We start from the raw sequence: 26,548 nt of genomic DNA on the forward strand, positions 1-26,548 counted from the left end.
AGTGGTAAGTGTCGTTAGAACGACACTTACCACTCACGACCAACGCAACCAACGACTACTGCCACCGGCTCTTCAGAACGACAAGGCCAGCAAAACCGCCGCGACGGAGACCTCGACGCAGCCGCCGAGCACGTCCCCGGTGACCCCGCCTAGCCGCTGAACACAGCGCGCCAGCAACACCGACGCGGCCAGATACCCGATCCCCACCGCGATCAGACCTCGCCACCAGGAAAGCGGCCACCAGGAAACCGGCCACCACGAAAGCATCAACGCCGCCGAACCCGCGAGCACGGCGAACACCACCGCGGCCGCCCACACCGGCACCGAACCGGCGACGGTCGCGCCCAAGCCTTCCGGCCGCGCGGAGGGGACACCCCGCGCGCAGCACAGGGAAAGCACGCCGCGTCCGGCGATGACCGCGAGCGCGGCCGCCGCGATCCCGTGCCCGGCCGCGATCGCCCCGGACAGCGCGCCGGCCTGCACGAGCAGCACCAGCACCAGGGTCGCGATCCCGGTCGGCCCGGAATCCCCGCGCCGCATGACCTCCAGCGCCCGCGCGCGGTCGTACGAGGCGCCGAGCCCGTCGGCCGTGTCGGCGAGACCGTCCAGATGCAGCCCGCGGCTCCCGAGCGCCACCGCGCCCAGCGCCAGCGCCGCCGACGCGAAAGAGGGCAGGCCGATCAGCTCACCCAAGTAGACGATCACAGCGGCGACGACCGCGAGCGGCACCGCGGCCAAGGGCGCGAGCACCATCGCGCCCCCGGCCACCCGCCGGTCGATCACCCCCGGCGCGGGCACCCGGACCGTGGTCAGGGTGCCGACAGCCAGCTTCAGCGCATCGACGATCAAGTGAGATCCGCCAGCAGGCCCATGTCCGCGAGGATCGCCCGTGCCGCCCTCAGCGTCGGCACCGCCTGCACCGCGCCACTGCCTTCACCGAGGCGCAGCCCGAGGTCGAGGATCGGCTCCAGGCCCAAGGCCTTCAGCGCGTACGCCTGCGAAGGCTCTGTCGAACGATGTCCGGCCAGCCACCACCGCTCCGCACCCGGCGCGATCTCGTGCGCCACGAGCGCGGCGGCGCCGGAGAAGACGCCGTCGAGCAGGACCGGCACACCGCGGACCGCCGCCTGCACGAGAAAACCCGCCGTCGCGGCGAGACAAGCGCTGCCGAGCGCGGTCAGCACCGCGAAGGGGTCCTTCACCCCGCCTGCCCGCTGAAGCGCCGCCTCGACGACGGCGACCTTCCGCGCTCGCCCGTCCTCGTCGATGCCGGTCCCCGTGCCCACGACTTCTTCCGCCGCCAGGCCGAGCACCGAAGCGACCACGGCCGCGCAGATCGTCGTGTTGCCGATCCCCATGTCGCCCGGGATGAGCAGATCCGCGCCGCCGTCGATCTCCTCGTCCGCGATCGCGAGGCCGTGGTCGAACGCCGTCCGCGCCTCGCCCTCGGCAAGCGCGTCCTCGACGTCGATCGAGCCGGAACCCCGCCGCACCTTGTGCGCGGTGACCTCGGCGGGCACGTCCGCGCCGTCCCAGTCCACCGCGATGTCCAGCGCCCGCACCTTCGCCCCGACCAGTTCGGCCAGCACGCCGACGCCGCTCTTCCCGGCCAGGAAGACCCGGACCATCGCCGCGGTGACCTCGCGCGGATAGGCCGACATGCCGGACACCCCGTGGTCCCCGGCGAACACCACCACCCGGACATCGTCCAGCGGCCGCGGCGGGACGGTGCCGTGCGCGGCGCTGAGCCACGCGGCCAGGTCCTCGAGCCGTCCGAGCGAACCCAGCGGTTTGACCAGGCCGTCCAGCCTGGCGCGGGCGGCGGCTTCGGCGGCGGCGTCCGGGGTGGCGATGGCGAAACGCATGGCGGCGGCTCCCTAAGGCAGATCGAGCATCCGCCCGGCCACGACCAGCACGGTCCGGTCGGAGACGGCGGACACCCGGTTGTTCAACGCGCCCAGCACATCACGGAACACGCGTCCGGACACCGTCGCGGGCACCACACCGCTGCCGACCTCGTTGCTGACCGCGATCACCGGCACGTCGGCCTGCGCCCACGCCGCCAGGAAGTCCTCGAGCCGTTCGTCGAGCCGTCGTTCCCAGCCTTTCCGCTGCTCCCACGCGCCGACCTCGTCGAGTACCCGGCTGATCCAGGTGCCGAGACAGTCGATGAGCAGCGGATGCGTCGCCGTGCGCAGCACCGTGGCCAGGTCGGTGGTCTCGATCGTCTTCCAGGTGCTCGGCCGTCGCGCGCGGTGGGCGGCCACGCGAGCGGCCCATTCGGGGTCCTCGGCGCTCGGCGGCAGTCCGGGCGCGATGTAGGTCAGGTGCGGGTGGCGGGACGCGAGCCGCTCGGCGTGGTGCGATTTCCCGGAGCGGACGCCGCCCAGTATCAGCACCTTGCCGTCGTCGCGCGAGTAGCGGCGAAGTGCCCGCGCGAGAGTCTCCAGAACCCTCGCGAGGCGATGCGTCAGCTTGGTCATACCCCGCATTCTCGTGCACGCGCTACGGTTCGCCACGTGCCACTCCGACAAGCCGCCACCGCAGCCGGACTCGTTACCGGTTACGTCGCCGACGCCGTCTTCGGAGATCCACGACGAGGGCATCCGGTCGCCGGCTTCGGCCGCGCCGCGCAAGCCCTAGAACAGCGGGTTTGGGCCGATTCGAAGGTGCGGGGCGCGGCGTACACCGCCGTCTGCGCGGGAACGGTCACCGGATTGGGGGTCGCGGCGCAGCTGCTGACGCGGAAGCGCCCGTTCGCGAGGTTCGCGCTGACGGCGGCGTCCACCTGGGCGGTCCTGGGCGGGCGGGGGCTCGCGGCCGAGGGCACTCGGATGGCCCGGCTGCTCGACGACGGCGATCTGCCCGGCGCGAGGCAGCGGCTTTCGCATCTCTGCGCCCGCGACGCCACCGGGCTCGACACCGAGCAGCTGGCGCGCGCGACCACCGAGTCCATCGCCGAGAACACCTCGGACGCCGTCGTCGCGCCGTTGCTGTGGGGAGCCGTCGCCGGTATCCCCGGCCTGCTGGGGTACCGGGCGCTCAACACCCTGGACGCGATGGTCGGCTACCGCTCGCCGAAGTACGCGAACTTCGGCTGGGCCTCGGCACGGGCCGACGATCTGGCCAATTTGGTCCCGTCGCGCGTCGGCGCGGCGCTCACCGTGGCGTCCGCGCCGCTGGCGGGCGGCTTCGCCGGCCCAGCGTTCCGGACTTGGCGCCGCGACGGGAAACACCATCCGAGCCCCAACGCGGGCCAGGTCGAGGCCGCCTTCGCCGGCGCGCTGGGGGTCCGGCTCGGCGGGACGAACAGCTACGGCGGCCGCACCGAACGCCGCGGTGTCCTCGGTGACGGCCGCGAGCCGGAACCGGTGGACGTGCGCCGCGCGGTCCGGCTTTCGAGAGCCGTCGGTCTCGCCGCGCTGGCCGTCGCGGTGGCGGTCACGCGGTGAGCGGCCTGCTCATCGCGGGGACGACGTCGGACGCGGGCAAGAGCCTGGTCACCGCCGCGCTCTGCCGCTGGCTCGTGCGTCAGGGGGTACGGGTCGCCCCGTTCAAGTCGCAGAACATGTCGAACAACTCGATGGTGTGCGCGGACGGTGCCGAAATCGGCCGCGCGCAGTGGCTGCAGGCGCGGGCGGCCCGAGTCGAACCCGAGGCCGCGATGAACCCGGTCCTCCTGAAACCCGGGAGCGACCGCCGCAGCCATGTCATCGCGCTCGGGAAACCCTTCGGCACGCTGGAAGCCGGGGAGTACGCGACCGGCCGGACGGGGCTCGCCGAGATCGCGTTCGACACCTTCGCCTCCCTGAGGCGGCGCTTCGACGTCGTGCTGTGCGAAGGGGCGGGCAGCCCGGCCGAGATCAACCTGCGCGAGGGCGACTACGTCAACATGGGGCTGGCACGCCGGTTCGGCCTGCCGGTGGTGGTCGTCGGCGACATCGACCGCGGCGGCGTCATGGCCGCGATGTTCGGGACCCTCGCCCTCCTCTCGGCCGAAGACCAGGCGCTGGTCGCGGGCTGGCTGGTCAACAAGTTCCGCGGCGACGTCGGCCTGCTCCGGCCGGGGCTGGAGACGCTGGAGAAGCTCACCGGCCGCGAGGTCTTCGGTGTGCTGCCGTGGCTCGACCAGGTGTGGATCGACTCCGAGGACGCACTGGCCGCCGCGGGCTGGGGCGCCACCGGCGGCTCCCTGCGCGTCGCTGTCGTGCGGTTTCCGCGTGCCTCCAACGCGACCGACGTGGACGCCCTGGCCGCGGAACCGGGGGTCTCGGTCACGCTGACGGCCGATCCGGACACGGTCCTGTCCGCCGACGTGGTGATCCTGCCGGGTTCCCGCGCCACCGTGGACGATCTGGCGTGGCTGCGTGCCCGCGGCCTCGCCGACGCGGTCCGGAAACGTGCCGAGACGGACCGCCCGGTACTCGGGATCTGCGGCGGCTACCAGATGCTGGCCGCCGAGATCGAGGACGACGTCGAGTCCGGCGCGGGCACGGTTCCCGGCCTCGGGCTCCTGCCGACCCGCGTCTCGTTCGACACGGGCAAGGTGCTGGCCCGGCCGACAGGTGAATGGCGCGGCCAGCCGGTGGAGGCGTACGAAATCCACCATGGTGTGGTGTCGGCGACCGGACCCGCCGAGTCCTTTTTGGACGGATACCGGAGCGGGCCGGTCTGGGGCACGATGTGGCATGGCGCCTTCGAGAACGACGGTTTCCGTCGCGCCTGGCTGGGTGAGGTGGCGGACTGGTCACCCGCCCCCGGAGCGCAGGGATTCGGGACGCTGCGGGAGAGCATGCTGGACCGGCTCGCCGACGCCGTCGAGGAACACATCGGCACCGCGCGGCTCCTGCGTCTGATCGAAACGGGCATCGACGTCGACCTGCCCTTCGTCCCGCCCGGCGCCTGAGCGGAACCGCAGCGCGCGCAGCACCAGCCGGACCACCGACTCGACGAACCCGTCGGTCAGCGGCCCGGTCCGCAGCAGCCACCGGTAGTAGACCGCTCCGTAGTACAGGTCCACCGCGTCGTCGATGTCGGCGGCGTCGATCTGTCCCGCCTCGGCGCCCGCCCGGAATCTTGCCCTGGTCGCCTCCAGCCACGGCCTCATCAGCCGCTCGTCGAGTTCCGCCGAGAGTTTCGCGTCGCCCTGGATCGCGGTCAGCAACGCGCGGTAGAACGCCTCGAAGCCGCTGTCCGCCAAGGGGTCCACAGTGGACCGGAGCGCCGTGCGCAGATCCGCTTCCAGATCGCCGGTGTCCGGGAAGCCCAGCTCGCCCTCGCCCTGGACCAGCGTCAAGTACGCGTCCAGCACCAGCGCGCCCTTGTCCGGCCACCACCGGTAGATCGTCTGCTTCCCGACCCCCGCCCGCGACGCGATCGCCTCCACCGCCAGCTTCGGATAGCCGACCTCGCCGAGCAGTTCGGTGGTCGCGGTCAGGATCGCCTGCCGCGAGCGTTCGTTGCGCCGGGTCGGGTCCGGCGACTTGACGTTTCCAGCCATGTCGGTATGGTAGCACCACGAGACGAGACGGACCGTCTCGCTGAAACGAAGGAGTGGACATGCGCACTTGGTTCATCACCGGAGCGGGCCGCGGTCTCGGGCGCCTCGTCGCCGAGCACGCCCTGAAGGCCGGGGACAACGTCGTCGGCACCGCCCGTCGCCCCGAGGTGCTCGACGATCTCGTGGAAACGAGCGACGGCAGACTGGTCGTCCTGCCCCTCGACGTCACGGACAGAGCCGCGGTCTTCGCCACCGTCGAGAAGGCGGCCGAAGCGTTCGGAAGGCTCGATGTCGTCGTCAACAACGCGGGCTACGGCTTGATGGGCGCGGTCGAAGAGGTCGGCGAGGACGACGCGCGGGCCATCATGGAGACGAACTTCTTCGGCGCACTGTGGGTCAGCCAGGCCGTGCTCCCGGTGCTGCGGAAGCAGGGCGCGGGCCGGATCCTGCAGATGTCGAGTGTGAGCGGCCTGATGGGCGTGCCGACCATGGGCCTCTACAACGCGAGCAAGTTCGCCCTCGAAGGCCTCAGTGACGCGCTCGCGCAGGAGGCCGAGGGCTTCGGCGTCCATGTGACGCTGGTCGAGCCGCGGATCTACGCGACCGATTTCCTGGGCGCCAGCCTGAAGATGTCACCGATGAACCCGGCCTACGACCCGGTACGCGCGGCGCTGATGGCGAAGTACGCCGACGGTGTCCCCGGCGACCCGGTGAAGGTCGCCGAGGCCGTCCTCGAACTGGTGGCCAGTGACGCGCCGCCCCGCCGCCTGCTGCTCGGCGACGGGGACTTCGACGTCATCGTGGGCCTGCACCAGGACCGCGTCGCGGAATGGCGCTCGTGGGAATCGGTCAGCCGGGCTGCGGGCTAGAGACTTGTCCGGTGACTTCCTTGCGCGCCAACGCCTTCTCGACCAGCGCGCCGAAGGTCAGGCCGAGCGCGGCCCACAGCACCACCTGCGTGCCGACAGAGGCGACCCGGAAGGACCACAGGGTGGAACCGGGGAACCCGGTGGGGACTTCGTCGATCGACGGCAGCAGCGCCGCCGCCACCGCGATCAGCACGAGGTACCCGCCCGCGGCGATCAGGCCGCCACGCCAGGCGCCGAGCTTGTCGGCCAGCTTCCGGCCGAACGCCGCGGCGAGGATGCCGATCAGCAGGGAAAGCGCGACGAAACCGAAATACAGGGAAGTCCGGCTCCCGATCGTGCCCGCCTGCCCGACAGCAGGTGGATTCCCGGGGTATTTCAGGAACGGCACCAGGAACACGACCACGAAGGCGCCGCCGGTGAGCAGGGCGGCGGTCACCCGCGGACGCAGCGTGCCGAGCCGTCCGTAGACGAAGGCGAACGCCAGCGAGAACAGCCCGCCGACGGCGACGCCGTAGAGCCCGACGCCGGTCAGCAGACCCACCGTGCTCTGCACCCCACGGGTGACGAGCTCTTCCTCCGCGGCCTCCGGCGCGGCGTGCTCGTGAGCACCGGGTTCGCTGTGCGCGTCAGGTGTGCTGTGTGAATGCGCGGCGGTGCCTTCGAGACCGATGGCGGTCTCGACCGAAGGCTCACCGAAGAAATAGGCGAAAAGGGTCGCCAGGACACCAGCGACCAGGCCCGCGAGCATGCCGCGGACCAGCAAGGTCCTCATCATGGGGCGCTTGCCGCCTAGTGGCAGGGGAAGGCCAGCAGGTGCCGGCCGTCGTGGACGAACTCGTGGACGTACGAGTTCGCGAACACCGACACCGCACCCTGCTCGGCGCTGATGAAGTACAGCGTGATCAGCGAAAGGAGGATGACGAGCACCGCCCAGGGCAGGATCTCGCGGACGGGGATCCGGATGGGGGCGGGAACTGCGGATACCGCTGGGTACGACATGGCGGTGGGACCTCCTCGGGCTAGCGCGGCCTCTTCAGGGGTGACACGACGGCACCGGGTCTGGCTTCCCCGGACCCTGAGGTCCGAGGTCACAGTGGCGCGACCGCGCGGAATCTCACCGCGTTCCGGTTGCCGACGTCTGGCCGGTCGAGCGTAGGTCTCCGCAAAGCGTCCGGTCAATGTGACAATCGCGGGTATGACACCTGCGGTGGCGGCACTCGATGTCGGCGGCACGTCCATCAAGGCGGCCTTGTACGACGCGGACCTGAAGGATCTGGCCAGTTTGCGCGAGCCGACGGCGCGGGGGGCGGACGGCGAGGCGCTCGCGGACCAGGTCGCCAGGATCGTGGAGACGCTGGGGAAGAAGGCGGGCACCGGCACTCCGGACGCGGTCGGCGTGGTCATCCCGGGCATCGTCGACGAGGTCGGGCGGGTGGCGCGCTTCTCGGCGAACCTCGACTTCCGCAACGTCCCGTTCGGCGAGATGCTCGACAGCAGGCTGGGCCTGCCGTTCGCGTTCGGGCACGACGTCCGCGCGGGCGGGCTCGCCGAGTTCCGCGTCGGCGCGGGCAAGGGCTGTGCCGACGCCGCCTTCATCCCGGTCGGCACCGGGATCGCGGCCGCGCTCCAGCTCGACGGGAAGCTGTACGCCGCGGGCGGGCTCGGTGGCGAGATCGGCCATATCGACGTCGGCCACCGGCTGCTGTGCGGCTGCGGGGCGACGGGATGCCTGGAGGCCATCTCGTCGGCGTCGGCCATCGCCCGGCGCTACAGCGAGCACACCGGGCGCCCGGCCGAGGGCGCCGAGCAGGTCGTCGACGCCGCCCGGCACGGTGACGAGGCCGCGATCTCGGTGGTCAACGACGCCCTCGACGGCCTTGGCCACGGCATCAAGACCCTGGTGACGTTGCTCGCGCCCGAGGTCGTCGTGCTCGGCGGTGGCCTGTTCACCGCGGGCGACTACGTCCTCGAACCGGTCCGCGCCTGGCTGACCGCGAACCTGCAGTTCCAGCGGATGCCGGAACTGCGGATCGCGCAACTCGGCGACGAGGCCGGCAGGCTCGGCGCTGCCCTGCTGGCACTGGACCGGCTCAGTGCCTGATGGTGAATCCGCGTCCGCGATCGACGTCGGCAGGACGCTGCCTGGTCAGCCATCTCACGATGGCGGGCAAGGCGTCCTGCCACCGCGATAGCGGGGCCTTCGGCCGAGGCGGGTTCACGCGTCTGGTCCCGTTCGCAGGTCTTTCTCAGCTTCGCCAATCGCTCAAGCCTTGACCACCCGCACGCCCTCCTCCTCGAAGGCGTGCACCCGGTCGGGATCCGCGCGGCCGTCGGTGACGAGGACGTCGACGTCGGCGGTCGCGCAGATCTTCGCGAACGCGTGACCGCCGAGTTTCGCGGCGTCGGCGAGCACGACGACCTGCCGTGCGCGGGCCGCCATCAGCCGGTTCGTGCTCGCGTCGCCCTCGTGGTGCGCCTGCGCGCCGTGCACCGGGTCGAAGGCGTCCACGCCGAGGAACACCAGATCCAGTGAGATCTGGTCGAGGAACAGATGGGACAGCGGCCCGGACAGATCGAACGACTGCTGCCGGGCGACCCCGCCGGTCACCACGATCTTGATATTCGGCCGCACGGCGAGTTCGTGGGCGATGTTGAGCGCGTTCGTCACCACGGTGAGCAGCGGGCCGCCGCTCGGCTCGCCCATATCCGGCCGGGTGGCGAGCGCGCGGCCCACCTCGGTGCTCGTGGTGCCGCCGTTGAGGCCCACCACCATGCCGGGATCGACCATCCTCGCCGCGGCGGCCGAGATCCGTTGCTGCTCGGGCGCGTTGCGCGCAGCCTTGTGCCGCAACGGAAGGTCGTAGGCGACGTTGCTCGCGACGGCGCCGCCGCGGGTGCGGACCACGAGATTGCGGCCCGCCAGGTGATCCAGATCCCGGCGGATCGTCGCGGGGGACACCCCCAGTTCGTCCGCCGAGACTTCGACGTCGACCTTTTCCCGCTCTCCCACCATGTCCAGTAAGGCCGTCAGCCGTTCATGCCGGTTCATCCGAGCTCCCTCCCCGAAGCTTGATGTCGCTTACCGCACCGGACAAAGTACTACGCGTCGCGATACGAGCGGGGAGAAGCGGCGGATTCGGGAAGCCGGGGGAGGAACAGGACGAGCGGGCGCCGGCCACCCCCAGTGTGACCGGCGCCCGTCCGGTGGCCGGTACGCCCAGAACCGGCCCGCCTCGGAGGCTAGCGGCGCCGGCTCCGCACTGATATCCGCTTTGCGTCCATTCCGGTGACGTTTACCGGATATCCGCCTGCCCCAACTCAGCATTCAGTCCTCTGGTTGCGGTAGTTCGCCGTTGAACTACCGCAACCAGAGGACTGAATGCCGAGCGGCTGGGGCTCTAGGAGATGGGGCGGTCGGTGGGGGCGATCGGGGCGGGCAGGACGTCACGTCCGGTGAGGAACGCGTCGACGCCGGCCGCCGCGGAGCGGCCTTCGGCGATCGCCCACACGATGAGCGACTGGCCGCGGCCCATGTCCCCGGCCACGAACACGTTGTCGACGCTGGTCTTGAACGCCTTGTCGCGGGCGACGTTGCCGCGCTGGTCCAGTTCGACGTCGAGCGCCTCCAGCAGGCCTTCCCGCTCCGGGCCGACGAAGCCCATCGCGAGCAGCACCAGCTGCGCCGGGAGTTCCTTCTCGGTACCCGGGACCGGGACGAACTTGCCGCCCTCGTTGCGCACCTCGACCAGCTTCAGCGCGCGGACGCGCCCGTCGGCGTCGGCCAGGAACTCCTGGGTGTTGACCGAGTACAGCCGCTCGCCGCCCTCTTCGTGCGCGGACGAGACGCGGTAGATCATCGGGTACGTCGGCCAGGGATGCGCGTCCGACCGCGAAAGCGGAGGCTTCGGCATGATCTCCAGCTGCGTCACCGATTTGGCGCCCTGCCGGTGCGAGGTCCCGACACAGTCCGCGCCGGTGTCACCGCCACCGATGACGACGACGTCGAGCCCTTCGGCACTGATCGGCGACACGTCCAGTTCACCGGCCGCGACGCGGTTGGCCGGCGGCAGGAACTCCATCGCCTGGTGGATGCCCCGGTGCTCGCGGCCCGGGATCGGCAGGTCGCGCCACGCCGTCGCGCCACCGGCGAGGACCACCGCGTCGTACGACGACTTCAGCTCCTCGACGGTGAGGTCGACACCGACGTTCACCGACGTGCGGAATTCCGTGCCCTCGGCCCGCATCTGGTCGAGACGGCGGTCGAGGCGGTGCTTCTCCATCTTGAATTCGGGGATGCCGTAGCGCAGCAGCCCGCCGATCTTGTCGGCCCGCTCGAAGACCACGACACTGTGGCCCGCGCGCGTGAGCTGCTGCGCCGCGGCGAGTCCCGACGGGCCGGATCCGACCACCGCGACCTTCTTGCCGGTGAGCGCCACCGGCGGTTGCGGCGTGACCCAGCCTTCTTCGAAGGCCCGGTCGATGATCGAGATCTCGACCCGCTTGATGGTGACGGGATCGTCGTTGATCCCGAGCACACACGCCGTCTCACACGGCGCCGGGCAGAGGGTCCCGGTGAACTCCGGGAAATTGTTGGTCGCGTGCAGCCGCTCGGCCGCGTCGCGCCAATCGTCGCGCCAGGTCAGCGTGTTCCACTCGGGGATGAGGTTCCCGAGCGGGCAGCCCTGGTGACAGAACGGGATGCCGCAGTCCATGCAGCGCCCGGCCTGCTTCTGCAGCTTCGACGTCGCGAAGTCCTCGTACACCTCGCGCCAGTCCATCAGGCGCAGGTCGACGGGACGGCTCTTCGGCGTCTCGCGAGTGGTGGTCAGAAAGCCCTTGGGGTCAGCCATGTGCGGCCTCCATGATCGCCTCGTTCACGTCGCGCCCGTCACGTTCGGCCTTCGCCTGCGCCGCGAGCACTCGCTTGTAGTCCTTCGGCATGACCTTGCCGAACCGTTCGACGGCGGCCTCCCAGTCGGCGAGCAGCGTGCGCGCGACCGCGGATTCCGTTTCGTCGTAATGCTTCTCGAGCGCCTCGCGCAGGAAGTCCACATCGGACGAATCCAGCGGGTCGACGTCGACCATCTCCGGGTTGACCCGGTGCACCGGCAGATCCAGCACGTAGGCGACACCGCCCGACATACCGGCCGCGAAGTTGCGGCCCACCGCGCCGAGGACGACCACCCGGCCACCGGTCATGTACTCGCACCCGTGGTCACCGACACCTTCGACGACGGCCAGCGCGCCCGAGTTGCGCACGCAGAATCGCTCGCCGACCTTGCCGCGGATGAAGATCTCGCCGCTGGTCGCGCCGTAACCGATCACGTTGCCGGCGATGATGTGCTCTTCGGCGTTGTAGCGCGCCACCTTCGGCGGCCGCACGATGAGCCGTCCGCCGGACAGGCCCTTGCCGACGTAGTCGTTGCCGTCGCCGTAGAGCCGCAGGGTGATGCCCCTCGGCACGAACGCGCCGAACGACTGACCCGCGGTCCCGGTGAAGGTGACGTCGATCGTGTTGTCCGGCAGGCCTTCGCCACCCCACCGCTTGGTGAGCTCGTGACCCAGCATGGTGCCGACGGTGCGGTTCACGTTGCGGACCGGCAGTTCCAGCCGGACCTTGTCGCCGGAGGACAGCGCGCCCTCGGCCAGCTGGATCAGCGTGTTGTCGAGTGCCTTCTCCAGTCCGTGGTCCTGCACCGTCTGCTGGTGACGCCGTCCGGCGGGAGCCATCTCGGGCACGTGGAAGATCGGCGAAAGGTCCAGCCCGGCGGCCTTCCAGTGATCGATCGCCTTGCGCTTGTCGAGCATCTCCGCGTGCCCGACGGCCTCGGCGATGGACCGGAAACCCAGCTCCGCCAGGTACTCCCGGACCTCCTGGGCGATGAACTCGAAGAAGTTCACCACGTACTCGGCCTTGCCGCTGAACTTCTCGCGCAGCTTGGGGTTCTGCGTCGCGACGCCGACCGGGCAGGTGTCGAGGTGACACACGCGCATCATGATGCAGCCGGACACGACCAGCGGCGCCGTCGCGAACCCGAACTCCTCCGCGCCGAGCAGCGCGGCGATGACGACGTCACGGCCGGTCTTGAGCTGGCCGTCGGTCTGCACCACGATCCGGTCGCGCAACCGGTTGGCGAGCAGCGTCTGCTGCGTCTCGGCGAGACCGAGTTCCCACGGCCCGCCCGCGTGCTTGATCGACGACAGCGGGGAAGCGCCGGTGCCGCCGTCGTGCCCGGAGATGAGCACGACGTCCGCGTGCGCCTTGGAAACGCCCGCCGCGACCGTGCCGACGCCGACCTCGGACACGAGCTTCACGTGGATCCGCGCGGCCGGGTTGGCGTTCTTGAGGTCGTGGATCAGCTGCGCGAGATCCTCGATCGAGTAGATGTCGTGGTGCGGCGGCGGGGAGATCAACCCGACACCCGCCGTGGAGTGCCGCGTCTTCGCGATCCACGGGTACACCTTCGCGCCGGGCAGCTGGCCGCCCTCGCCGGGCTTCGCGCCCTGCGCCATCTTGATCTGGATGTCGTCGGCGTTGACCAGGTACTCGCTCGTGACGCCGAACCGTCCACTCGCGACCTGCTTGACCGCGCTGCGGCGTTCGGGGTCGTAGAGCCGGTCCGGATCCTCGCCGCCCTCACCGGTGTTCGACTTGCCGCCGAGCCGGTTCATCGCGATGGCCAGGGTCTCGTGCATCTCCGCCGAAATGGAGCCGTAGGAGATCGCGCCGGTGGCGAACCGCTTGACGATCTCGGAGACCGGCTCGACCTCCTCGATCGGCACGGCGGGCCGCTGCCCGATCTTGAAGTCGAACAGGCCGCGCAGCGTGTACAGCTTCTGCGCCTGGTCGTCGACGGCCTTCGTGTACTCCTTGAAGACCTCGTACTTCCCGGCACGGGTGGAGTGCTGGAGCTTGAACACCGTCTGCGGGTTGAACAGATGCGGTTCGCCCTCGCGGCGCCACTGGTAGTCCGAACCGGTCTCCAGCTCGCGGTGGTTCGCGCGGAACCCGTCGCGCGGGAACGCCCGGCGGTGCCGTTCGGCGACTTCCAGCGCGAGCGTGTCGAAGCCGACGCCGCCGAGCCGGGAAGTGGTTCCGGTGAAGCAGTTCTGGATGACCTCGTCGCCGAGCCCGACCGCTTCGAAGATCTGCGCGCCGGTGTAGGAGGCCACTGTGGACACTCCCATCTTCGACATCGTCTTGCGGACGCCCTTGCCCAGCGCCTTGATCAGGTTCGCGGTCGCCTGCTTGGCGGTGACCCCGGGGATCAGGCCCTGATCGGCCATCTCCTCGACGGTCGCCATCGCCAGGTACGGGTTCACCGCGGCGACGCCGTAGCCGATCAGCAGCGCGATGTGGTGGACCTCGCGCGCGTCGCCCGCCTCGACGATGAGGCCGACCTGCGTGCGGGTCTTCTCGCGCACCAGGTGGTGGTGCACCGCGCCGGTGAGCAGCAGGGACGGGATGCCCGCGTGATCTTCGTCGATCCCGCGGTCGGACAGCACGATCAGCCGCGCGCCCTCGGCGATGGCCGCGGACACCTCGGCGCGGATCTCGTCGAGCCGTCGCACGAGTGCCTCGCCGCCACCGTGGACGTCGTACGTGCCGTGCACGGTGACCGACTGGAACTCCGGCAGGTCGCCGTCGTCGTTGACGTGCACCAGCTTCGCGAACTCGTCGTTGTCCAGCACCGGGAACGGCAGCACGATCCGGCGGCACGACGCTGCGTCGCCGCTCAGCAGGTTCGGCTGCGCGCCCAGCTGGGTGCCGAGGGCGGTGACCAGTTCTTCGCGGATCGCGTCCAGCGGCGGGTTGGTGACCTGGGCGAAGAGCTGGATGAAGTAGTCGAAGATCAGCCGCGGACGGCTCGACAGCGACGCGATGGGGGAGTCGTTGCCCATCGACCCGATCGGCTCCGCGCCGGTGCGGGCCATCGGTTCGAGCAGGACGTCGAGTTCCTCTTCGGTGTAGCCGAAAGCCTGCTGACGGCGCACAAGCGCGGCGTGCGGCGGGATCTCCCGGTCACGTTCGGGGAGCCCGTCGAGCGGCAGCAACCCGTCCTCGACCCATTCGTCGTACGGATGCGCGGTGGCCAGCTGGTCCTTGATCTCCTCGTCCTCGACGATCCGGCCCGCCTCGGTGTCCACGAGGAACATGCGGCCCGGCTCCAACCGTCCTTTCCGGACGATCGTGGACTGCTCCAGCTCCAGCACGCCGACCTCGCTGGCGAGGACGACGAGGCCGTCTTCGGTGACCCAGTACCGCGCCGGGCGCAGGCCGTTGCGGTCGAGTACGGCGCCGATCTGGGTGCCGTCGGTGAAGGACACCAGCGCGGGGCCGTCCCACGGTTCCATCAGCGTCGAGTGGAACTCGTAGAACGCGCGGCGCGCGGGGTCCATCTCCTGATGGTTCTCCCAGGCCTCCGGGATCATCATCAGCACCGCGTGCGGCAGCGACCGGCCGCCTAGGTGGAGCAGCTCCAGCACCTCGTCGAAGGACGCCGAGTCGCTCGCGCCCCGCGTGATGACGGGGTAGATCCGCTTGAGGTCCCCGGGGATCAGGTCGGATTCGAGCAGCGCCTCACGCGCGTCCATCCAGTTCCGGTTGCCGCGCAGGGTGTTGATCTCACCGTTGTGGGCGACGTACCGGTACGGGTGCGCCAGCGGCCACGACGGGAAGGTGTTGGTGGAGAAGCGGGAGTGCACCAGGCCGATGGCGCTGGTGACGCGCTCGTCGGTGAGGTCGGCGAAGAACTTCTCGACCTGCGGCTCGGTGAGCATTCCTTTGTAGACGATCGTCCGCGAGGAGAGACTCGGGAAGTAGACGTCGTCCTCGGTCAGCGCGTGTTCGGCGCGTTTGCGCACCACGAACGCGGCGCGTTCCAGCGCCAGACCGGACAACGAGTCCTGCTGTCCGGCCAGGAACAGCTGGCTGAAATGCGGCATCGTCTCGGCCGCGCCCGTCCCGACGTGTTCCGTGTGGACGGGAAGGTCGCGCCAGCCGAGGACGCGCATGCCCTCTTCGGCGGCGACGCGCTCGATGGTCGTCATCGCCCGGCCGCGGGTGATTTCGTCCTGCGGAAGGAAAGCCGTGCCGACGGCGTACGCGCCGGGTTCGGGCAGGTCGAAGTCGACGACCTCGCGATAGAACTCGTCGGGGACCTGGATGAGGATCCCGGCGCCGTCGCCGGTCTCCGGGTCGGCGCCGCGGGCCCCGCGATGTTCCAGGTTCCGCAGCGCGATCAGTGCTTTGGCGACGATGCCGTGATCGCGTTTACCGGAGAGGTCCGCGACGAACGCGACGCCGCAGGCGTCGTGTTCGAACTCCGGGTCGTACAGGCCTTCGGGGGCCTTGCTGCCCTTGTTGCTGGCATGGTGGGTCACGGCTGGCCGCCTCCCAAGGCGTCGGCGCGACCGGTACCACTCCGTTCGGGTGGTTCGGTGAAGAACCGGTTAACGAAGTGGTCCGGGACCGCGATGGTCAGTCGAGAGGGAACGATCCCGCCCGCGAATACGGGGGCAGGCCTCGTGGAGCCGCACTGCATTGGGCGGCCGATGCGCATATCGGTACTGCTGTGCACGTGGGCGCCGCCCGGCCGCTGTGGTGGGTGGCTGGCGGGTACACGTGTTACTCCCGGGTTCGCCGGTCTTATGACGATAGTGTGAATTCGCTGTTATCGACATACGTCGCTTGGTCGGGGTGGGAAATGCCACGCGGGCGTTGACTTCAAACATCATCTGCCCACGGGCTGGAACGACGTGTCCACTGAGTGGGGCATCAGCGCCCTGACCTGCGTGAACGATCGCTCACGTCACTCGGGAGTGTGACCTGGATCGCGCATCCGAGTGCGTATCGTGGGTGTTGCGGTCACCTGAAGTGATCGGCGGATCGCCCGAACGGCAGAGCGTCCTGAGCGGTTTGAGAGGCTTGGCCGATGGCGGATCGTTATCTCACCGTGGCGGGCACCGGGGTCCACGAGATCGAAATCCGGCGTTCACGGTTCCTCTGCGCCCTCGCCCCGGTCACCTCGGAAGACGCCGCCCGGGCGGTGATCGCCGCCCGGAAGAAGGCCGATCCGGCGGCCCGCCACCACTGCCACGCGTTCGTCCTGGGCGCCGACGGCCGGACGCAACGCTCCAGTGACGACGGCGAGCCCGCGGGCACGGCGGGCACCCCGATGCTCGAGGTGCTCCGCCGCCGGGAGCTGACCGATACGGTCGCCGTGGTGACCCGCTACTTCGGTGGGGTGCTGCTCGGGGCGGGCGGGCTGATCCGCGCGTACGGTCAGGCCGTCTCCGAGGCCGTCGACGCCGTCGGGGTCCGGGAGTACCGGCGGCTGCGCCTGGTGGAGGTCATCGTGGACTACGACCGGGCCGGACGGCTGGAGAACGACCTCCGCTCGTCCCCGTACCTGCTGCACGCGACCCGGTTCGAGGACGTCGCGCATTTCGACGTCGGGCTCGCGCCGGACCAGGGTGACGCGTTCCATGCCTGGCTGGCCGACCTGACCGGCGGCGAGGCCCTCGCCGAGGAGATCGGCGAGACCTGGCTGCCCACCCCCTGAGCCCCACCGGCCGCATTCAGAGGACTAAATGCGCCGCTCCCGGTCACCCAACGCTCCGGCACGGACCGCGTTTAGTCCTCTGGATGCGGAGCGCTTCGGGTCAGGGCGCGCCATTCCTCCAGCGTGATGGCGTACTCGACCTCGCCCTCTTCCGTGCCGGGGATCGGGTCGTCGAAGTCCTCGTGATACGTCCGGACATGCCGCATCCCGATCTTCTCCATCACCCGCCGCGACCCCAGGTTCACCGCCATGGTCGCCGCCCAGATCCGCCGGGCCCCGAATTCGGTGAAGCCCTTTTCCAAGATCGCGAGCGAACCTTCGGTCGCGTACCCCTTGCCCCAGGAAGACCGATTCAGCCGGTAACCCAGTTCCGGGTCGTCGGTGTGATGACCGCGCAGCGGGCGGAAATGGAACCACCCCAGAAAAGCGCCGCTGGATTTCTCGATCGCGGCCCAGAACCCGTAACCGGGGAAACGCTCGTAGTAAGCGAGAAAGGCGGGAAGGTCGCGCTTTTCGATCTCCGCCCTGTCGGCGGGTTCGCCCCCATTGAGGTACCGCATCACTTCGGGATCGTCGTACAGCGCGAACAGGTCGTCGGCGTCGGCGCCGGTGAACTGCCGCAGCAGGAGCCTCTCGGTCTCCAGGAAGACACGCATCGGCAAAGCGTGGCGCCGGGGAAACGCGTCGGCAACCCGTTTTACGCGGCGAACTCCGGTGCGGCGACGCCCAGTGCCCTCGCCCCCGCCTGGGTGAGCAGGGCGGGTACGCGTTCGCCCCAGCGCCCGACCCTGGCGGCCACCACCAGGCCGAGATGGGCGAGGCGATGCGCGGTGTGCTGGTCGCAGCAGGCGAGGCCGTCGACGAAGAGGTCCGGCTCGCAGCTGCAGCTGATCTCGGCGTGGCCCTCGGCCACGGCTCTCAGGGTGGCCCGCTCACGATGGTTCAGCTCTGTCCGAACGTCCATGGCGTGCCTCCTTTCTGGTCCGCTGAAGAACAGTCAAACCCATACCCCCGACAGTTTCCGTCTTCTCCGATGCGAAGTCTTGGATTTCGGGTGTACTTAGGGGTGGCGAGTCGCGAATTCAAGGGTGAACGGGTGCTCACCCCTACGGGTTCTCTCCCGGTATTCGTCGCGGCAGCGGTTCCAGCTCGGTCTTGCGCAGATGCCGGAAAATGATCGAACTGCGGAAGCCGACGATCTCCTTGCGCTTCGACAACCGATCCACCAGGAACGCGTGGAGCTGATCGACGTCCTGTGCGGCGACGTGGATCAGGAAATCGTCACTGCCGGCGGTGACGAAGACCGAAAGGACCTCCGGCAATTCCGCCACCGACCGCTGGAAGCCGTCGATCACCTCCCGGCTCAGCGGCCGCACCTGCGCCGACACCATCGCCTGCACGCCGCGGTTGAGGCTCGGCAGGTCGATGTCCGCGTGATAGCCGCGGATGACGCCGCGTTCGCGCAGCAGTCTCGTCCGTTCGAGGCAGGTCGACGGCGCGACACCGACCTTGCGCGCGATGTCGCGGTTCGACTGCCGCGCATCCGCCTGGAGTTCCCGGATGATCGCCGAATCAAGTTCGTCCACGTCCGTTCCTTTCTCCGCTCTGCCGAATATCGTTCGCCAGATCGCCCATCGGCCTGAGGATCACCCTAACTTCAGCGCATCGAGCCGACTAAATGCGTGGAAGGAAGCGGAATGTCCGTACAGAATTGGGAGCAGGTCGTCGTCCGGCGCGGGCGCCGGTCCGGGGTGACCACGATGGTCGCGGTGCACTCGCGCATACTCGGCCCGGCCGTCGGCGGGTGCCGGTTCAAGGTCTATCCGGGCCTCCGCGACGCGATCGACGACGTGCTGAGGCTGTCCGCGGCGATGACCCGCAAATGCGCGGTCGCGGGACTGGACTTCGGCGGCGGCAAGAGCGTCGTCGCGCTCGACCGGGTGCCCGGCCCGGGGCTACGGCGGGAGATCCTGCTCGATCACGCCGACCTCATCGCCTCACTCGACGGCGCGTATCTCGCGGGACCGGACGTCGGGACCGGCCCGGACGACATGCTCGTGCTGCGCGAGCGGACGCCGCACGCGTTCTGCGTGCCCGAAGAGCACGGCGGGACCGGATCTTCGAGCGGACCGACCGCCACCGGGGTCCTCGCCGCGTTGAGGGCGGGAGCCCGGGCGGTCTTCGGCGACGCCTCGATGAAGGGCCGGAAGGTGGTCATCAGCGGATACGGCTCCGTCGGCGCGCATCTGGCCTCCGCCCTCGTCGAGCAGGGCGCCGACGTCACCGTGTCCGATGTGGACGAACGACGGCTCCGTGCCGCCGGGGAACGAGGACTCCGCCGGGTCCGGCCGGAGCAGGTGCTCGGCCTCCGGGCCGACGTCCTGATCCCGGCCGCCGTCGGCGGCGTATTCGGCCCCGCCACCGAGGTCGCCACGCCGCTGGTGGTCGGCCCGGCCAACAACCAGCTCACCGACGACGCGGTCGCCCCCGGCCTGGCCGCGCGAGGGGTGCTGTGGATCCCGGATTTCGTGGCGAGCGCCGGGGGAGTCGTCTACACGCTCGGCCGCGAAAAGGAGAACCTTACGCACGCCGAGGCGCTCGACCGGGTCGAGACGCTGGAAGCGACCACGCGAAGGATCCTCGACGCCGCTTCGGCCAACGGCACCACACCGCTGGCCGAAGCGAACGCACTCGCCGAAGCCCGCCTCACTTCTGGTGCGGGGCCACGTACTCCTTCGCCTCGGGAGCCTCGAACAGCGGCTTGACGTAGCGGACCCCGCCCTCGGCCGACGCGTCCGGTGTCGCCGCGTACACCTGGCGCGTCGCCGGGGTGCCCGCCTTCGAGAAGTCCAGCGCCGCCACCAGGTCCTCCGTACTCGCCGACGTCGTCTGCTTCAGCGCCGCGGCGATGCCCTCCCGGGTGAGGTCCTTGTTCTCGCAGGCCTTCTTGAGCACCGCGCCCCACACCTCGCCGACCGCGTAGCCGTAGGGGATCCCGCCGTTCGGGGTCTCCTTGTACGCGGCCTTGTACTTCGAGGCGACGTCCTTGGCCTTCGGGATGTCGGCGGAGAACGGGACACTGCTGGCGACGATCGTCAGCTTGTCCAGCGCGTTCGCGGCCGGGCTCTTGAGCAGTACCGGGTCGAACGTCGGGTTGTTGCCGAGCACCGGCACGTTCAGCCCGAGCGCCTTGTTCGCCGCGAGCGCGGAACCGGTCTGTGCCGGGGTGGTGGTCAGCACGATGGACTTCACCCCGGCGCCCTTGAGCCCGGTGACGATGTTGGTGAGGTCGTTGTCGGTCGAGGTCACCTTGACCTCCTTGACCGTCAGATTGTGCTTCTTGGCGTAGAACTGTGAGCCGCGCAGGCCGTTCTTGCCGTACTCACCGTCGATGTAGACGTGCCCGATCGTGTCGCCGTCCTTCACCAGGCCCTTCTCCTGCAGGTACGACAGCCCGTCGATGATCTCCAGGTCGTAGGTCGTCCCGACGATCATCACGTACTGGTTGTCGAGCAGTTCCGAAGACCAGGACGCGGGCGCGGCGACGGTCTTGTCCGCGGCGATGTTCTGCTTCAGCGCGGCGACCACGGGGGACCCGAGCAATTGGACGAACCCGAGCACCTTCGGCTCGATCTGCGGATACAGCGTCTTCGCCGTGTCGGCCTTGTAGCCGTGATCGACGGTCTCCAGTTTGACCTTGCGCCCGCACACCCCGCCCGCGTCGTTGAAGTCCTTGGCCCACAACTCGTTCCCCTGCGTGATGCCGAGCCCGAGGTTCTTGAACACCCCGGTCTTGTCGGTCATCACGCCGAGCGTGATCTCCGAAGCCGTCACTCCCTTGCCGGCCTTGACCCCCGAGCCGTCCGCCCCCGAGGAGCCCGAGTCGCCCGCCTTCGTGCTGCACGCCGCGAGGGCGAGGACCGCCGCCAGTGCGACGGCCGGATATGTGCGCTTCATATGCCTTGCTCCTCTGGAAGATGAGGTTTTCTAGCGGGGGTGAGACGCCGGGTGAGCCGGCGGCCGATCGCGGCGAGCCCACCCGGTTCGAAGAGCACCACGAGGATGATCGCGGCGCCGTAGACGAAGGAGCTGACCAGGATCGGGGTCAGTGCGCCGTCGCCGGTCCCGGAGAACCAGCCGAGGTCGGCGGAGTACAGCGAAAGCACCTGCGGCAGCCCGTTGACGATCAGCGCGCCCACCAGCGCGCCGGGCACCGACCCGAGTCCTCCGATGATCACCATGGCCAGGAAGGCGATGGAGATGTTGATGCCGTAGGTGCCGAATTCGCTTTCGTCGGGTTTGAGGATGTCGAACCACAGCACGGTCATCGCGCCCGCGAGTCCCGCGTACGCCGAGGAGACCGCGAACGCGCCCGCCTTGGCCCTGGTGACGCTGACGCCCATCACCGACGCGGCGGCCTCGTTGTCCCGCACCGCCCGCCACGACCGCCCGACCCGGCTGGAGACCGCCGCGCGGGCGACGACGAACGCGAGCACGGTCAGCAGCAGGAAGAGGTACCAGAGCCGTTCCGCCTGCCGGATCGGCACGCCCAGCAGGACGATCTCGGGGCCACCGTTGGTGAACGGGAAGCCGAAGAGGGAGAACGGTTCGGGGGTGCGCCCGGTCGACGTCCCACCGGTCAGCCGCTCGGCGGACTGTCCTAAGTAGAGACCCAGGAACACCAGGGACAGCGACGCGACACCGAGGTAGATCCCGCGCAGCCGTCCGGAGACCGGCGCGAACGCCAGCCCGAGCAGCGCCGTGATGACCACCGCCCCGACCAGCGACAGACCCGGGTCCAGGCCCAGCCCGGACACGCGCTCGTCGTCGGTCGGTCCGGAAAGGACGGTGTACCCGGTCGCGCCCGCCAGCAGGAAGAACGCGTGCGCCAGCGACAGCTGCCCGGCCTGCCCGACCAGGAGCGTCAGCCCGATCGCGCCGACCCCGCCGATCATCATGTACTGCCCGGCCTTCAGCCAGGCGGCGTCGAGGTAGAGCGGGATCGCGAGCAGGACGACGAGCAGCGCGACCCAGGCCAGCGCCTTGAGCAGCCGCCCCCGATCGCGTTTCACGGGAGGCGTCGGCGGTGCCGCGGCCGGGGTTTTCACGGCGGTGTCAGACACGGGTGCTCTCCCTCGTCCCGAACAACCCCGACGGCCGCACCACCAGGACCACGAGCATCACCAGGAAGACCGCGCTCTTGGAGAAGTCGAACGACACGTACTGCGCCGAAAGGGCTTCGACGAGCCCGACGACCAGTCCGCCCACCACCGCGCCCGCCGTCGAATCCAGTCCGCCGAGGATGGCCGCGGGGAAGGCCGCGAGCGCGATGGAATGCGTGCCGCGGGACAGTCCCGCGCCCGAGAAGTCCTGCGTGGCGATGAACAGCACCGCGACCCCGGCGAGCAGGCCGGCGACCACCCACGCGGTCGCCGTCACCCGGGAACTGCGGATCCCCATCAGCGCGGCGGCCTCGCGGTTCTCGGCCTGCGCCCGCATCGCGACACCCCAGTTCGAGTACTTGAACGCGAGGGTGAACGCGGTGATCAGCACGGCGGCGACCAGCAGCGCGACCAGATGGGTGCGGAACAGGGTGATCCCGCCGATCCGGAACGGCTGTGCGTCCCAGGCGTCGCCGAGGAACGGCAACGTGACGCCGAGGCGCCGGACGATCTCCTCGGTGATGATCACATCGACGCCGATGGTCAGCAGCGCCAGGCTGTTCGCGTCCGCGTGCCGCGAACGGGACAACAGGAACCGTTCCAGCAGCAGCGCGAGCAGACCGGCCGAAACGATGCCGACCAGCGACGCACCGGCCCAGCCGAGCGCGTCCCTGGTCACCACGACCAGGTAGCCGCCGAACAGCACGAGCGAGCCGTGCGCGAAGTTGACCACCTCGGTGGCCTTGAAGATGATCACGAAACTCAGCGCCAGCAACGCGAACACCGCGCCCTTGCCGAGTCCGTTGACGACGAGTTGCAGGAAAGTGTTCACGCGCCGGCCTCCGTGCCGAGATATGCCCTGATCACGTCCGGATCAGACTGGACATCCGCCGGTGTCCCGTCGGCGATGCGCTTGCCGAAGTCCAGGACGGTGACCCGGTCCGCGATGCCCATCACCAGCCCCATGTCGTGTTCCACCAGCAGGATCGAGATGCCGAGTTCGTCACGGACGTCGCGGATCGTCCCGGCCAGTTCGGCGGTCTCGGTCGCGTTCATCCCGGCCGCGGGTTCGTCGAGCAGCAGCAGGACCGGTTCGACGGCGAGGGCGCGGGCGAGGTCGACGCGTTTCACCGCGCCGTAGGGCAGCGCCCCGACCGGGAGGTCCACCAGCGCGCCGATCCCGAGGAAGTCGCAGATCTCCTTGGCGCGCGCGGAATGCCGCCGTTCGGCCCGGACCGTCCACGGCAGCCGGAGGCCGCAGGCGAGGAAGCCGCCCTTGGTCAGCGCGTGACGGCCGAGCATGACGTTGTCGAGCACGGTCGAGCCGGGGGACAGCGCGGCGTTCTGGAACGACCGGCCGACGCCGAGGCCGGCCAGCCGATGCGGCGGGAGTCCGGAAAGGACGGTGTCGCCGAGCCGGACCGTGCCGCTGTTCGCCCGGTAGAGCCCGCTGATCACGTTGAAGCAGCTGGACTTCCCGGCCCCGTTCGGGCCGATGAGCGCGTGCAGCGAACCGGAGCCGACGGTGAAGGAGACGTCGTCGAGGGCCCGGATCCCGCCGAAGCGCAGGGTCACGTTCTCGACATGCAACTCCGGCGGCGTCATCCGGCCCACCTCGACAGGCTCCGGCCCGCGAGGTGCTCGCGGGCGTCCGCCGCTTCGGCTTCGGCGGTGGCCTGGGATTCGGCGTGGCCGCCGAGGTAGAGGCGCTGGACGTCCTCGCTCGCGACGAGTTCGGCCGTGGTGCCGGACAGGGCGACCCGGCCGACTTCGAGGACGATCGCGTGGTCGGCCACCCGCAGCGCCATCACGGCGTTCTGCTCGACCAGGACGACCGCGGTGCCCTGGTCGTGGATCTCGCGGATGATGTCGCCGATCCGCTCGACGATCTTCGGTGCGAGGCCGAGCGAGGGTTCGTCGAGCAGCAGCAGCCGAGGTCCGGACATCAGCGCCCGGCCGATCGCGAGCATCTGCTGCTCGCCGCCGGAAAGCAGGCCGGCGCGCTGTTTGGCGCGTTCGGACAGGACCGGGAAGAGCTCGTCGACGCGTTTCCTCGCGGCGGCGCGCTGCTCGGGGGAGCGGGCGCCGATCCCGCCCGCGCGCAGGTTCTCCTCGACCGTCATCCGCGCGAAGACCTGGCGTCCTTCGGGGACACCGACGACGCCGAGACCGACGATGCGGGCGGGGTCGAGCCTGGTCAGCGGCTTGCCGTCGTAGCGGACCTCGCCTGCCGAAACCGAGCCCCGGTGCATGCGCAGCGTCCCGGAGATGGTCCGCAGCAGGGTCGATTTCCCGGCGCCGTTGCTGCCGAGGACGGCCAGTACTCCATCGGGTGAAACGTCGAGGTCGACCCCGTGCAGTGCGGCCACCGATCGGCCGTACCGCACCTCAAGATCACGGACACTCAGCAAGCCGCCTCCTCCGTTCGTGTGACGCGAGTCACGATCGGTGGCGGTCATCCTGCGTGGGCACCCTCCGTCGCGTTACCCCCACCTGGAGACCCACCCGGCTACAAAACGGACACAGTGTTTGTCTGTCGCGCTGAAGTCTCCGTCGGGCGCGGGGCGCCCTTTGGGAGACCGATGTGGTCGCGTTCAACTACCGCATCCAGAGGACGCAACGCGGGGGTTAGAGGAGGCCGGCTTCGGAGGCCTTGCCGATGGCTTCGACCCGGTTGCGGGCACCGAGTTTGTGCAGCGCGGACTGCAGATAGGTCTTCACCGTGTTCCGCGCCAGCCCGGTCGACTCCGCGATCTCCGGATTCGTCTGACCCTGCGCGGCCAGCCTCAGGACCTCGTACTCGCGCCGCGTCAGGCCGCTGCGGGCCAGCGCGTCGGACCGCTGGCCGTCGTCGGGGAAAATCCGCGGATCGACGACGCGTTCCCCCTTGAGCACCTGCCGCAACGCCGCCACCAGATCCGTCCCGGCGACGTCCTTGAGCAGGCAGCCGTGCGCGCCGGAGTCCAGCGCGGCCCGCACCCCCTGATGATCGCCGTGCGCGGTGAACACCACGATCCGCCCGGCCGGATGCACGCGCCGCAGTTCGGCGATGACCTCGGGCGCGAGCATGTCCGGCAACCGCAGGTCCAGCAGGATCAGCACCGGTTTCAACTCGGCCGCCCGCTGGATCGCCGCCCGGCCGGTCTCGGCCGAGCCGACGACGGTCATCGCCGGGTCGTAGCGCAGCAGCAGGCTGACCCCGTCGCGGACCACCGGATGGTCGTCGACGACGAGGACGGTCACCGGCGCCGGCACGGTTCCGGTACCCAGGCGCGCAGCGTGCACCCATCGTCGTCGTCCCGGACCAGGCTGACCCGGCCGCCGAGCCGCGCGGCGCGTTCGGCCAGCGAGCGCAGGCCCATCCCGGTGCCGGGCCCGGGTTCCTCGCCGCGATGACCGGCTCCGTCGTCGGCGACGACCACCTGCACGCCGTCTTCGCTGGGTAGCAGGCTGACCACGACCGACAGCGCGTCGGCGTGTTTCTCGACGTTGAGCAGGCCTTCCCGGACGGCCGCCACCAGCAGCCCGGTGCGCTCGGCGTCCAGCCGCGGCACCGGGGCGAGCTGGACGAACCGCGCCGGGACCCCGCAGCGGGCCTGGAACGAGCGGCAGTGCTCGGCCAGTTCCACCGGCAGCGCGCGTTCCGGACTGGACTCCGACAGCGCCAGCAGCGATTCGCGCAGCGCCCGTGACGCGGCCGAAACGTCGCCTTCCAGCCGCCGCAGCCGCGATTCGAGCGCCGGGTTGTCACTGATGTCCTCGTGCAGGTTCCGGACCTGGACGCCGATGGAGAACAGCAGCGCGCCGACCGAGTCGTGCAGGGCGCTCTGCATCCGGAGCCGTTCGGCGGACAAGGCCGTCGCGCGGTCGGCCTCGGCGACCGACGCCAGTTTCAGCGCCCGGCCCGCCTCGCCCGCGATGGCCTCGAGCGACTTTACCGCGTCGTCGCCGAAGTCGCGGCGCTCGCGCATGGCGGCGTACGCGATCGCGACGGTCTCGGTCCCGTTCACGATCGGGACGGCGATCATCGCGGCCAGGCCCTCGCCACGGACCTGCGCGTCGAACTGGTGGGTGATACTCGGCGAGCTGACGTAGTCGTTGACCCGGACCGGCCTGCCCAGCGCCAGCACCCGGCCGCCGATGCCCTGGCCGATGGGCACGGCGAGGTCCTGCAGCGCGTCCGTGCGGGTGCCCGACATCCAGCGGATCACCGCCTCCTCGGGCGCGGTGATCTCGGCGACGAATCCCGAATGCGTGCCGATGGTCTCGCGGATCAGCCGCGCGGTCCCGTTGAGCGCCGCGACCCTGTCGAGGGTGGCGAGCAGCGCTTCACGCTCGCGCAGAAGCCCGCCGAGCACCGCGCTGTGCTCGGCGGCGAGTTCCTCCGCGACCTGGCGTTTCGCCGTCACGCGCTCACGATCGCACACCGGACGTGGTTTCCGACACACCCGT

24 protein-coding genes and 1 pseudogene are annotated in these 26,548 nt (G+C 69.9%); 6 read left to right on the plus strand and 19 right to left on the minus strand.

All coding sequences use genetic code 11. From position 1 onward, the window contains the following. Positions 1–72 precede the first annotated feature (72 nt). Genes L324_RS00985 through L324_RS00995 form a run of 3 tightly spaced genes read right to left on the minus strand, consistent with a single transcriptional unit; the run spans position 73 to position 2,483 of the window. Positions 73–849 carry an adenosylcobinamide-GDP ribazoletransferase gene (locus L324_RS00985; RefSeq protein ID WP_152546658.1) on the minus strand — a complete coding sequence of 259 codons (777 nt, stop codon included), beginning with the start codon at positions 847–849 and terminating at the stop codon, positions 73–75. Further along, positions 846–1,865 carry a nicotinate-nucleotide--dimethylbenzimidazole phosphoribosyltransferase gene (cobT, locus tag L324_RS00990; protein WP_037303369.1) on the minus strand — a complete coding sequence of 340 codons (1,020 nt, stop codon included), beginning with the start codon at positions 1,863–1,865 and terminating at the stop codon, positions 846–848. Before cobT ends, L324_RS00985 begins: the two co-directional genes overlap by 4 nt. Before the next feature lie 12 nt (positions 1,866–1,877). After that, on the minus strand, positions 1,878–2,483 hold the full coding sequence (locus L324_RS00995; protein ID WP_037303371.1) for a bifunctional adenosylcobinamide kinase/adenosylcobinamide-phosphate guanylyltransferase: 606 nt from the start codon (positions 2,481–2,483) through the stop codon (positions 1,878–1,880). A 36-nt stretch (positions 2,484–2,519) separates the two neighbouring features. On the opposite strand from L324_RS00995, the gene L324_RS01000 reads away from it, so the two are divergent. Further along, positions 2,520–3,452, plus strand: a complete 933-nt coding sequence (locus L324_RS01000; protein WP_037303373.1) for a cobalamin biosynthesis protein — start codon at positions 2,520–2,522, stop codon at positions 3,450–3,452. Then, positions 3,449–4,906, plus strand: coding sequence for a cobyric acid synthase (locus L324_RS01005; protein WP_037303374.1), 1,458 nt, complete (start codon positions 3,449–3,451; stop codon positions 4,904–4,906). Before L324_RS01000 ends, L324_RS01005 begins: the two co-directional genes overlap by 4 nt. Positions 4,907–4,939: 33 nt before the next feature. On the opposite strand, the pseudogene L324_RS41220 reads toward L324_RS01005, so the two are convergent. Beyond that, positions 4,940–5,500 (minus strand): annotated as a pseudogene (locus L324_RS41220) (TetR/AcrR family transcriptional regulator); the annotation flags it as partial. Between the two features lie 59 nt (positions 5,501–5,559). Between L324_RS41220 and L324_RS01010 the strand changes: the two are divergent. Next, positions 5,560–6,369, plus strand: coding sequence for an SDR family NAD(P)-dependent oxidoreductase (locus L324_RS01010; RefSeq protein WP_037303375.1), 810 nt, complete (start codon positions 5,560–5,562; stop codon positions 6,367–6,369). Here L324_RS01010 and L324_RS01015 read toward each other — a convergent pair. After that, a complete protein-coding gene (locus tag L324_RS01015; RefSeq protein ID WP_037303376.1) occupies positions 6,350–7,144 on the minus strand; it encodes a CbtA family protein in 795 nt (264 codons plus the stop codon). The genes L324_RS01010 and L324_RS01015 overlap by 20 nt on opposite strands. Before the next feature lie 14 nt (positions 7,145–7,158). Further along, positions 7,159–7,368 (minus strand): CbtB domain-containing protein, encoded by a 210-nt coding sequence (locus L324_RS01020; RefSeq protein ID WP_037303377.1) that lies wholly within the window; start codon positions 7,366–7,368, stop codon positions 7,159–7,161. A 208-nt stretch (positions 7,369–7,576) separates the two neighbouring features. On the opposite strand from L324_RS01020, the gene L324_RS01025 reads away from it, so the two are divergent. Then, entirely contained in the window at positions 7,577–8,470 is an 894-nt protein-coding gene (locus L324_RS01025) for an ROK family protein (protein ID WP_081736152.1), read from the plus strand. A 162-nt stretch (positions 8,471–8,632) separates the two neighbouring features. Here the strand turns inward: L324_RS01025 and L324_RS01030 are convergent, their stop codons facing one another. The 3 genes from L324_RS01030 to gltB form a co-directional block, all read right to left on the minus strand. Continuing rightward, positions 8,633–9,418 (minus strand): DeoR/GlpR family DNA-binding transcription regulator, encoded by a 786-nt coding sequence (locus tag L324_RS01030; RefSeq protein WP_037303379.1) that lies wholly within the window; start codon positions 9,416–9,418, stop codon positions 8,633–8,635. A 349-nt stretch (positions 9,419–9,767) separates the two neighbouring features. After that, positions 9,768–11,219, minus strand: coding sequence for a glutamate synthase subunit beta (locus L324_RS01035; protein ID WP_037303380.1), 1,452 nt, complete (start codon positions 11,217–11,219; stop codon positions 9,768–9,770). Further along, a complete protein-coding gene (gene gltB / locus L324_RS01040) occupies positions 11,212–15,753 on the minus strand; it encodes a glutamate synthase large subunit (RefSeq protein ID WP_037303382.1) in 4,542 nt (1,513 codons plus the stop codon). The genes L324_RS01035 and gltB overlap by 8 nt, the downstream gene beginning before the upstream one ends. Positions 15,754–16,304: 551 nt before the next feature. Between gltB and L324_RS01045 the strand changes: the two genes are divergently transcribed. Next, on the plus strand, positions 16,305–16,934 hold the full coding sequence (locus tag L324_RS01045) for a YigZ family protein (protein WP_037303383.1): 630 nt from the start codon (positions 16,305–16,307) through the stop codon (positions 16,932–16,934). Between the two features lie 71 nt (positions 16,935–17,005). On the opposite strand, the gene L324_RS01050 is transcribed toward L324_RS01045, so the two are convergent. The 3 genes from L324_RS01050 to L324_RS01060 all read right to left on the minus strand — a co-directional run bounded on the left by L324_RS01050 (position 17,006) and on the right by L324_RS01060 (position 18,520). After that, positions 17,006–17,590 (minus strand): GNAT family N-acetyltransferase, encoded by a 585-nt coding sequence (locus L324_RS01050; protein WP_037303384.1) that lies wholly within the window; start codon positions 17,588–17,590, stop codon positions 17,006–17,008. 41 nt (positions 17,591–17,631) lie between these two features. After that, complete coding sequence (locus L324_RS01055) at positions 17,632–17,898, minus strand: hypothetical protein (RefSeq protein WP_037303385.1); 267 nt, start codon at positions 17,896–17,898, stop codon at positions 17,632–17,634. 142 nt (positions 17,899–18,040) lie between these two features. Further along, a complete protein-coding gene (locus tag L324_RS01060) occupies positions 18,041–18,520 on the minus strand; it encodes an Lrp/AsnC family transcriptional regulator (RefSeq protein ID WP_037303386.1) in 480 nt (159 codons plus the stop codon). Between the two features lie 111 nt (positions 18,521–18,631). On the opposite strand from L324_RS01060, the gene L324_RS01065 reads away from it, so the two are divergent. Continuing rightward, positions 18,632–19,699, plus strand: coding sequence for a Glu/Leu/Phe/Val dehydrogenase dimerization domain-containing protein (locus L324_RS01065; RefSeq protein WP_051173553.1), 1,068 nt, complete (start codon positions 18,632–18,634; stop codon positions 19,697–19,699). Here L324_RS01065 and L324_RS01070 read toward each other — a convergent pair. The 7 genes from L324_RS01070 to L324_RS01100 form a co-directional block, all read right to left on the minus strand. Continuing rightward, on the minus strand, positions 19,641–20,891 hold the full coding sequence (locus L324_RS01070; protein ID WP_037303387.1) for an ABC transporter substrate-binding protein: 1,251 nt from the start codon (positions 20,889–20,891) through the stop codon (positions 19,641–19,643). The genes L324_RS01065 and L324_RS01070 overlap by 59 nt on opposite strands. Further along, complete coding sequence (locus tag L324_RS01075) at positions 20,888–22,057, minus strand: branched-chain amino acid ABC transporter permease (RefSeq protein WP_037303388.1); 1,170 nt, start codon at positions 22,055–22,057, stop codon at positions 20,888–20,890. The genes L324_RS01070 and L324_RS01075 overlap by 4 nt, the downstream gene beginning before the upstream one ends. Further along, positions 22,050–22,928: a branched-chain amino acid ABC transporter permease gene (locus L324_RS01080; protein WP_037303390.1), complete on the minus strand. Its 879-nt coding sequence runs from the start codon at positions 22,926–22,928 to the stop codon at positions 22,050–22,052. Before L324_RS01080 ends, L324_RS01075 begins: the two co-directional genes overlap by 8 nt. Then, complete coding sequence (locus L324_RS01085) at positions 22,925–23,701, minus strand: ABC transporter ATP-binding protein (protein ID WP_037303418.1); 777 nt, start codon at positions 23,699–23,701, stop codon at positions 22,925–22,927. The genes L324_RS01080 and L324_RS01085 overlap by 4 nt, the downstream gene beginning before the upstream one ends. Then, positions 23,698–24,507 (minus strand): ABC transporter ATP-binding protein, encoded by an 810-nt coding sequence (locus L324_RS01090; protein ID WP_037303419.1) that lies wholly within the window; start codon positions 24,505–24,507, stop codon positions 23,698–23,700. The genes L324_RS01085 and L324_RS01090 overlap by 4 nt, the downstream gene beginning before the upstream one ends. A gap of 217 nt (positions 24,508–24,724) precedes the next feature. Continuing rightward, the gene (locus tag L324_RS01095; protein ID WP_037303391.1) at positions 24,725–25,351 is read right to left on the minus strand and encodes a response regulator; all 627 of its coding nucleotides are present in this window, start codon (positions 25,349–25,351) and stop codon (positions 24,725–24,727) included. Beyond that, positions 25,336–26,505, minus strand: a complete 1,170-nt coding sequence (locus L324_RS01100; protein ID WP_037303393.1) for a GAF domain-containing sensor histidine kinase — start codon at positions 26,503–26,505, stop codon at positions 25,336–25,338. The genes L324_RS01095 and L324_RS01100 overlap by 16 nt, the downstream gene beginning before the upstream one ends. Positions 26,506–26,548 lie beyond the last annotated feature (43 nt).

Source organism: Amycolatopsis orientalis DSM 40040 = KCTC 9412 (assembly GCF_000478275.1).
Lineage (GTDB): Bacteria > Actinomycetota > Actinomycetes > Mycobacteriales > Pseudonocardiaceae > Amycolatopsis > Amycolatopsis orientalis.

Excerpts from the sequence above, each read along its gene's own strand:
- cobT (WP_037303369.1), bottom strand. The coding sequence starts at position 1,865 with ATGCGTTTCGCCATCGCCACCCCGGACGCCGCCGCCGAAGCCGCCGCC.
- L324_RS00995 (WP_037303371.1), bottom strand. The coding sequence starts at position 2,483 with ATGACCAAGCTGACGCATCGCCTCGCGAGGGTTCTGGAGACTCTCGCG.
- L324_RS01010 (WP_037303375.1), top strand. The coding sequence starts at position 5,560 with ATGCGCACTTGGTTCATCACCGGAGCGGGCCGCGGTCTCGGGCGCCTC.
- L324_RS01015 (WP_037303376.1), bottom strand. The coding sequence starts at position 7,144 with ATGATGAGGACCTTGCTGGTCCGCGGCATGCTCGCGGGCCTGGTCGCT.
- L324_RS01020 (WP_037303377.1), bottom strand. The coding sequence starts at position 7,368 with ATGTCGTACCCAGCGGTATCCGCAGTTCCCGCCCCCATCCGGATCCCC.
- L324_RS01030 (WP_037303379.1), bottom strand. The coding sequence starts at position 9,418 with ATGAACCGGCATGAACGGCTGACGGCCTTACTGGACATGGTGGGAGAG.
- L324_RS01035 (WP_037303380.1), bottom strand. The coding sequence starts at position 11,219 with ATGGCTGACCCCAAGGGCTTTCTGACCACCACTCGCGAGACGCCGAAG.
- L324_RS01045 (WP_037303383.1), top strand. The coding sequence starts at position 16,305 with ATGGCGGATCGTTATCTCACCGTGGCGGGCACCGGGGTCCACGAGATC.
- L324_RS01050 (WP_037303384.1), bottom strand. The coding sequence starts at position 17,590 with ATGCGTGTCTTCCTGGAGACCGAGAGGCTCCTGCTGCGGCAGTTCACC.
- L324_RS01055 (WP_037303385.1), bottom strand. The coding sequence starts at position 17,898 with ATGGACGTTCGGACAGAGCTGAACCATCGTGAGCGGGCCACCCTGAGA.
- L324_RS01065 (WP_051173553.1), top strand. The coding sequence starts at position 18,632 with ATGTCCGTACAGAATTGGGAGCAGGTCGTCGTCCGGCGCGGGCGCCGG.
- L324_RS01070 (WP_037303387.1), bottom strand. The coding sequence starts at position 20,891 with ATGAAGCGCACATATCCGGCCGTCGCACTGGCGGCGGTCCTCGCCCTC.
- L324_RS01085 (WP_037303418.1), bottom strand. The coding sequence starts at position 23,701 with ATGACGCCGCCGGAGTTGCATGTCGAGAACGTGACCCTGCGCTTCGGC.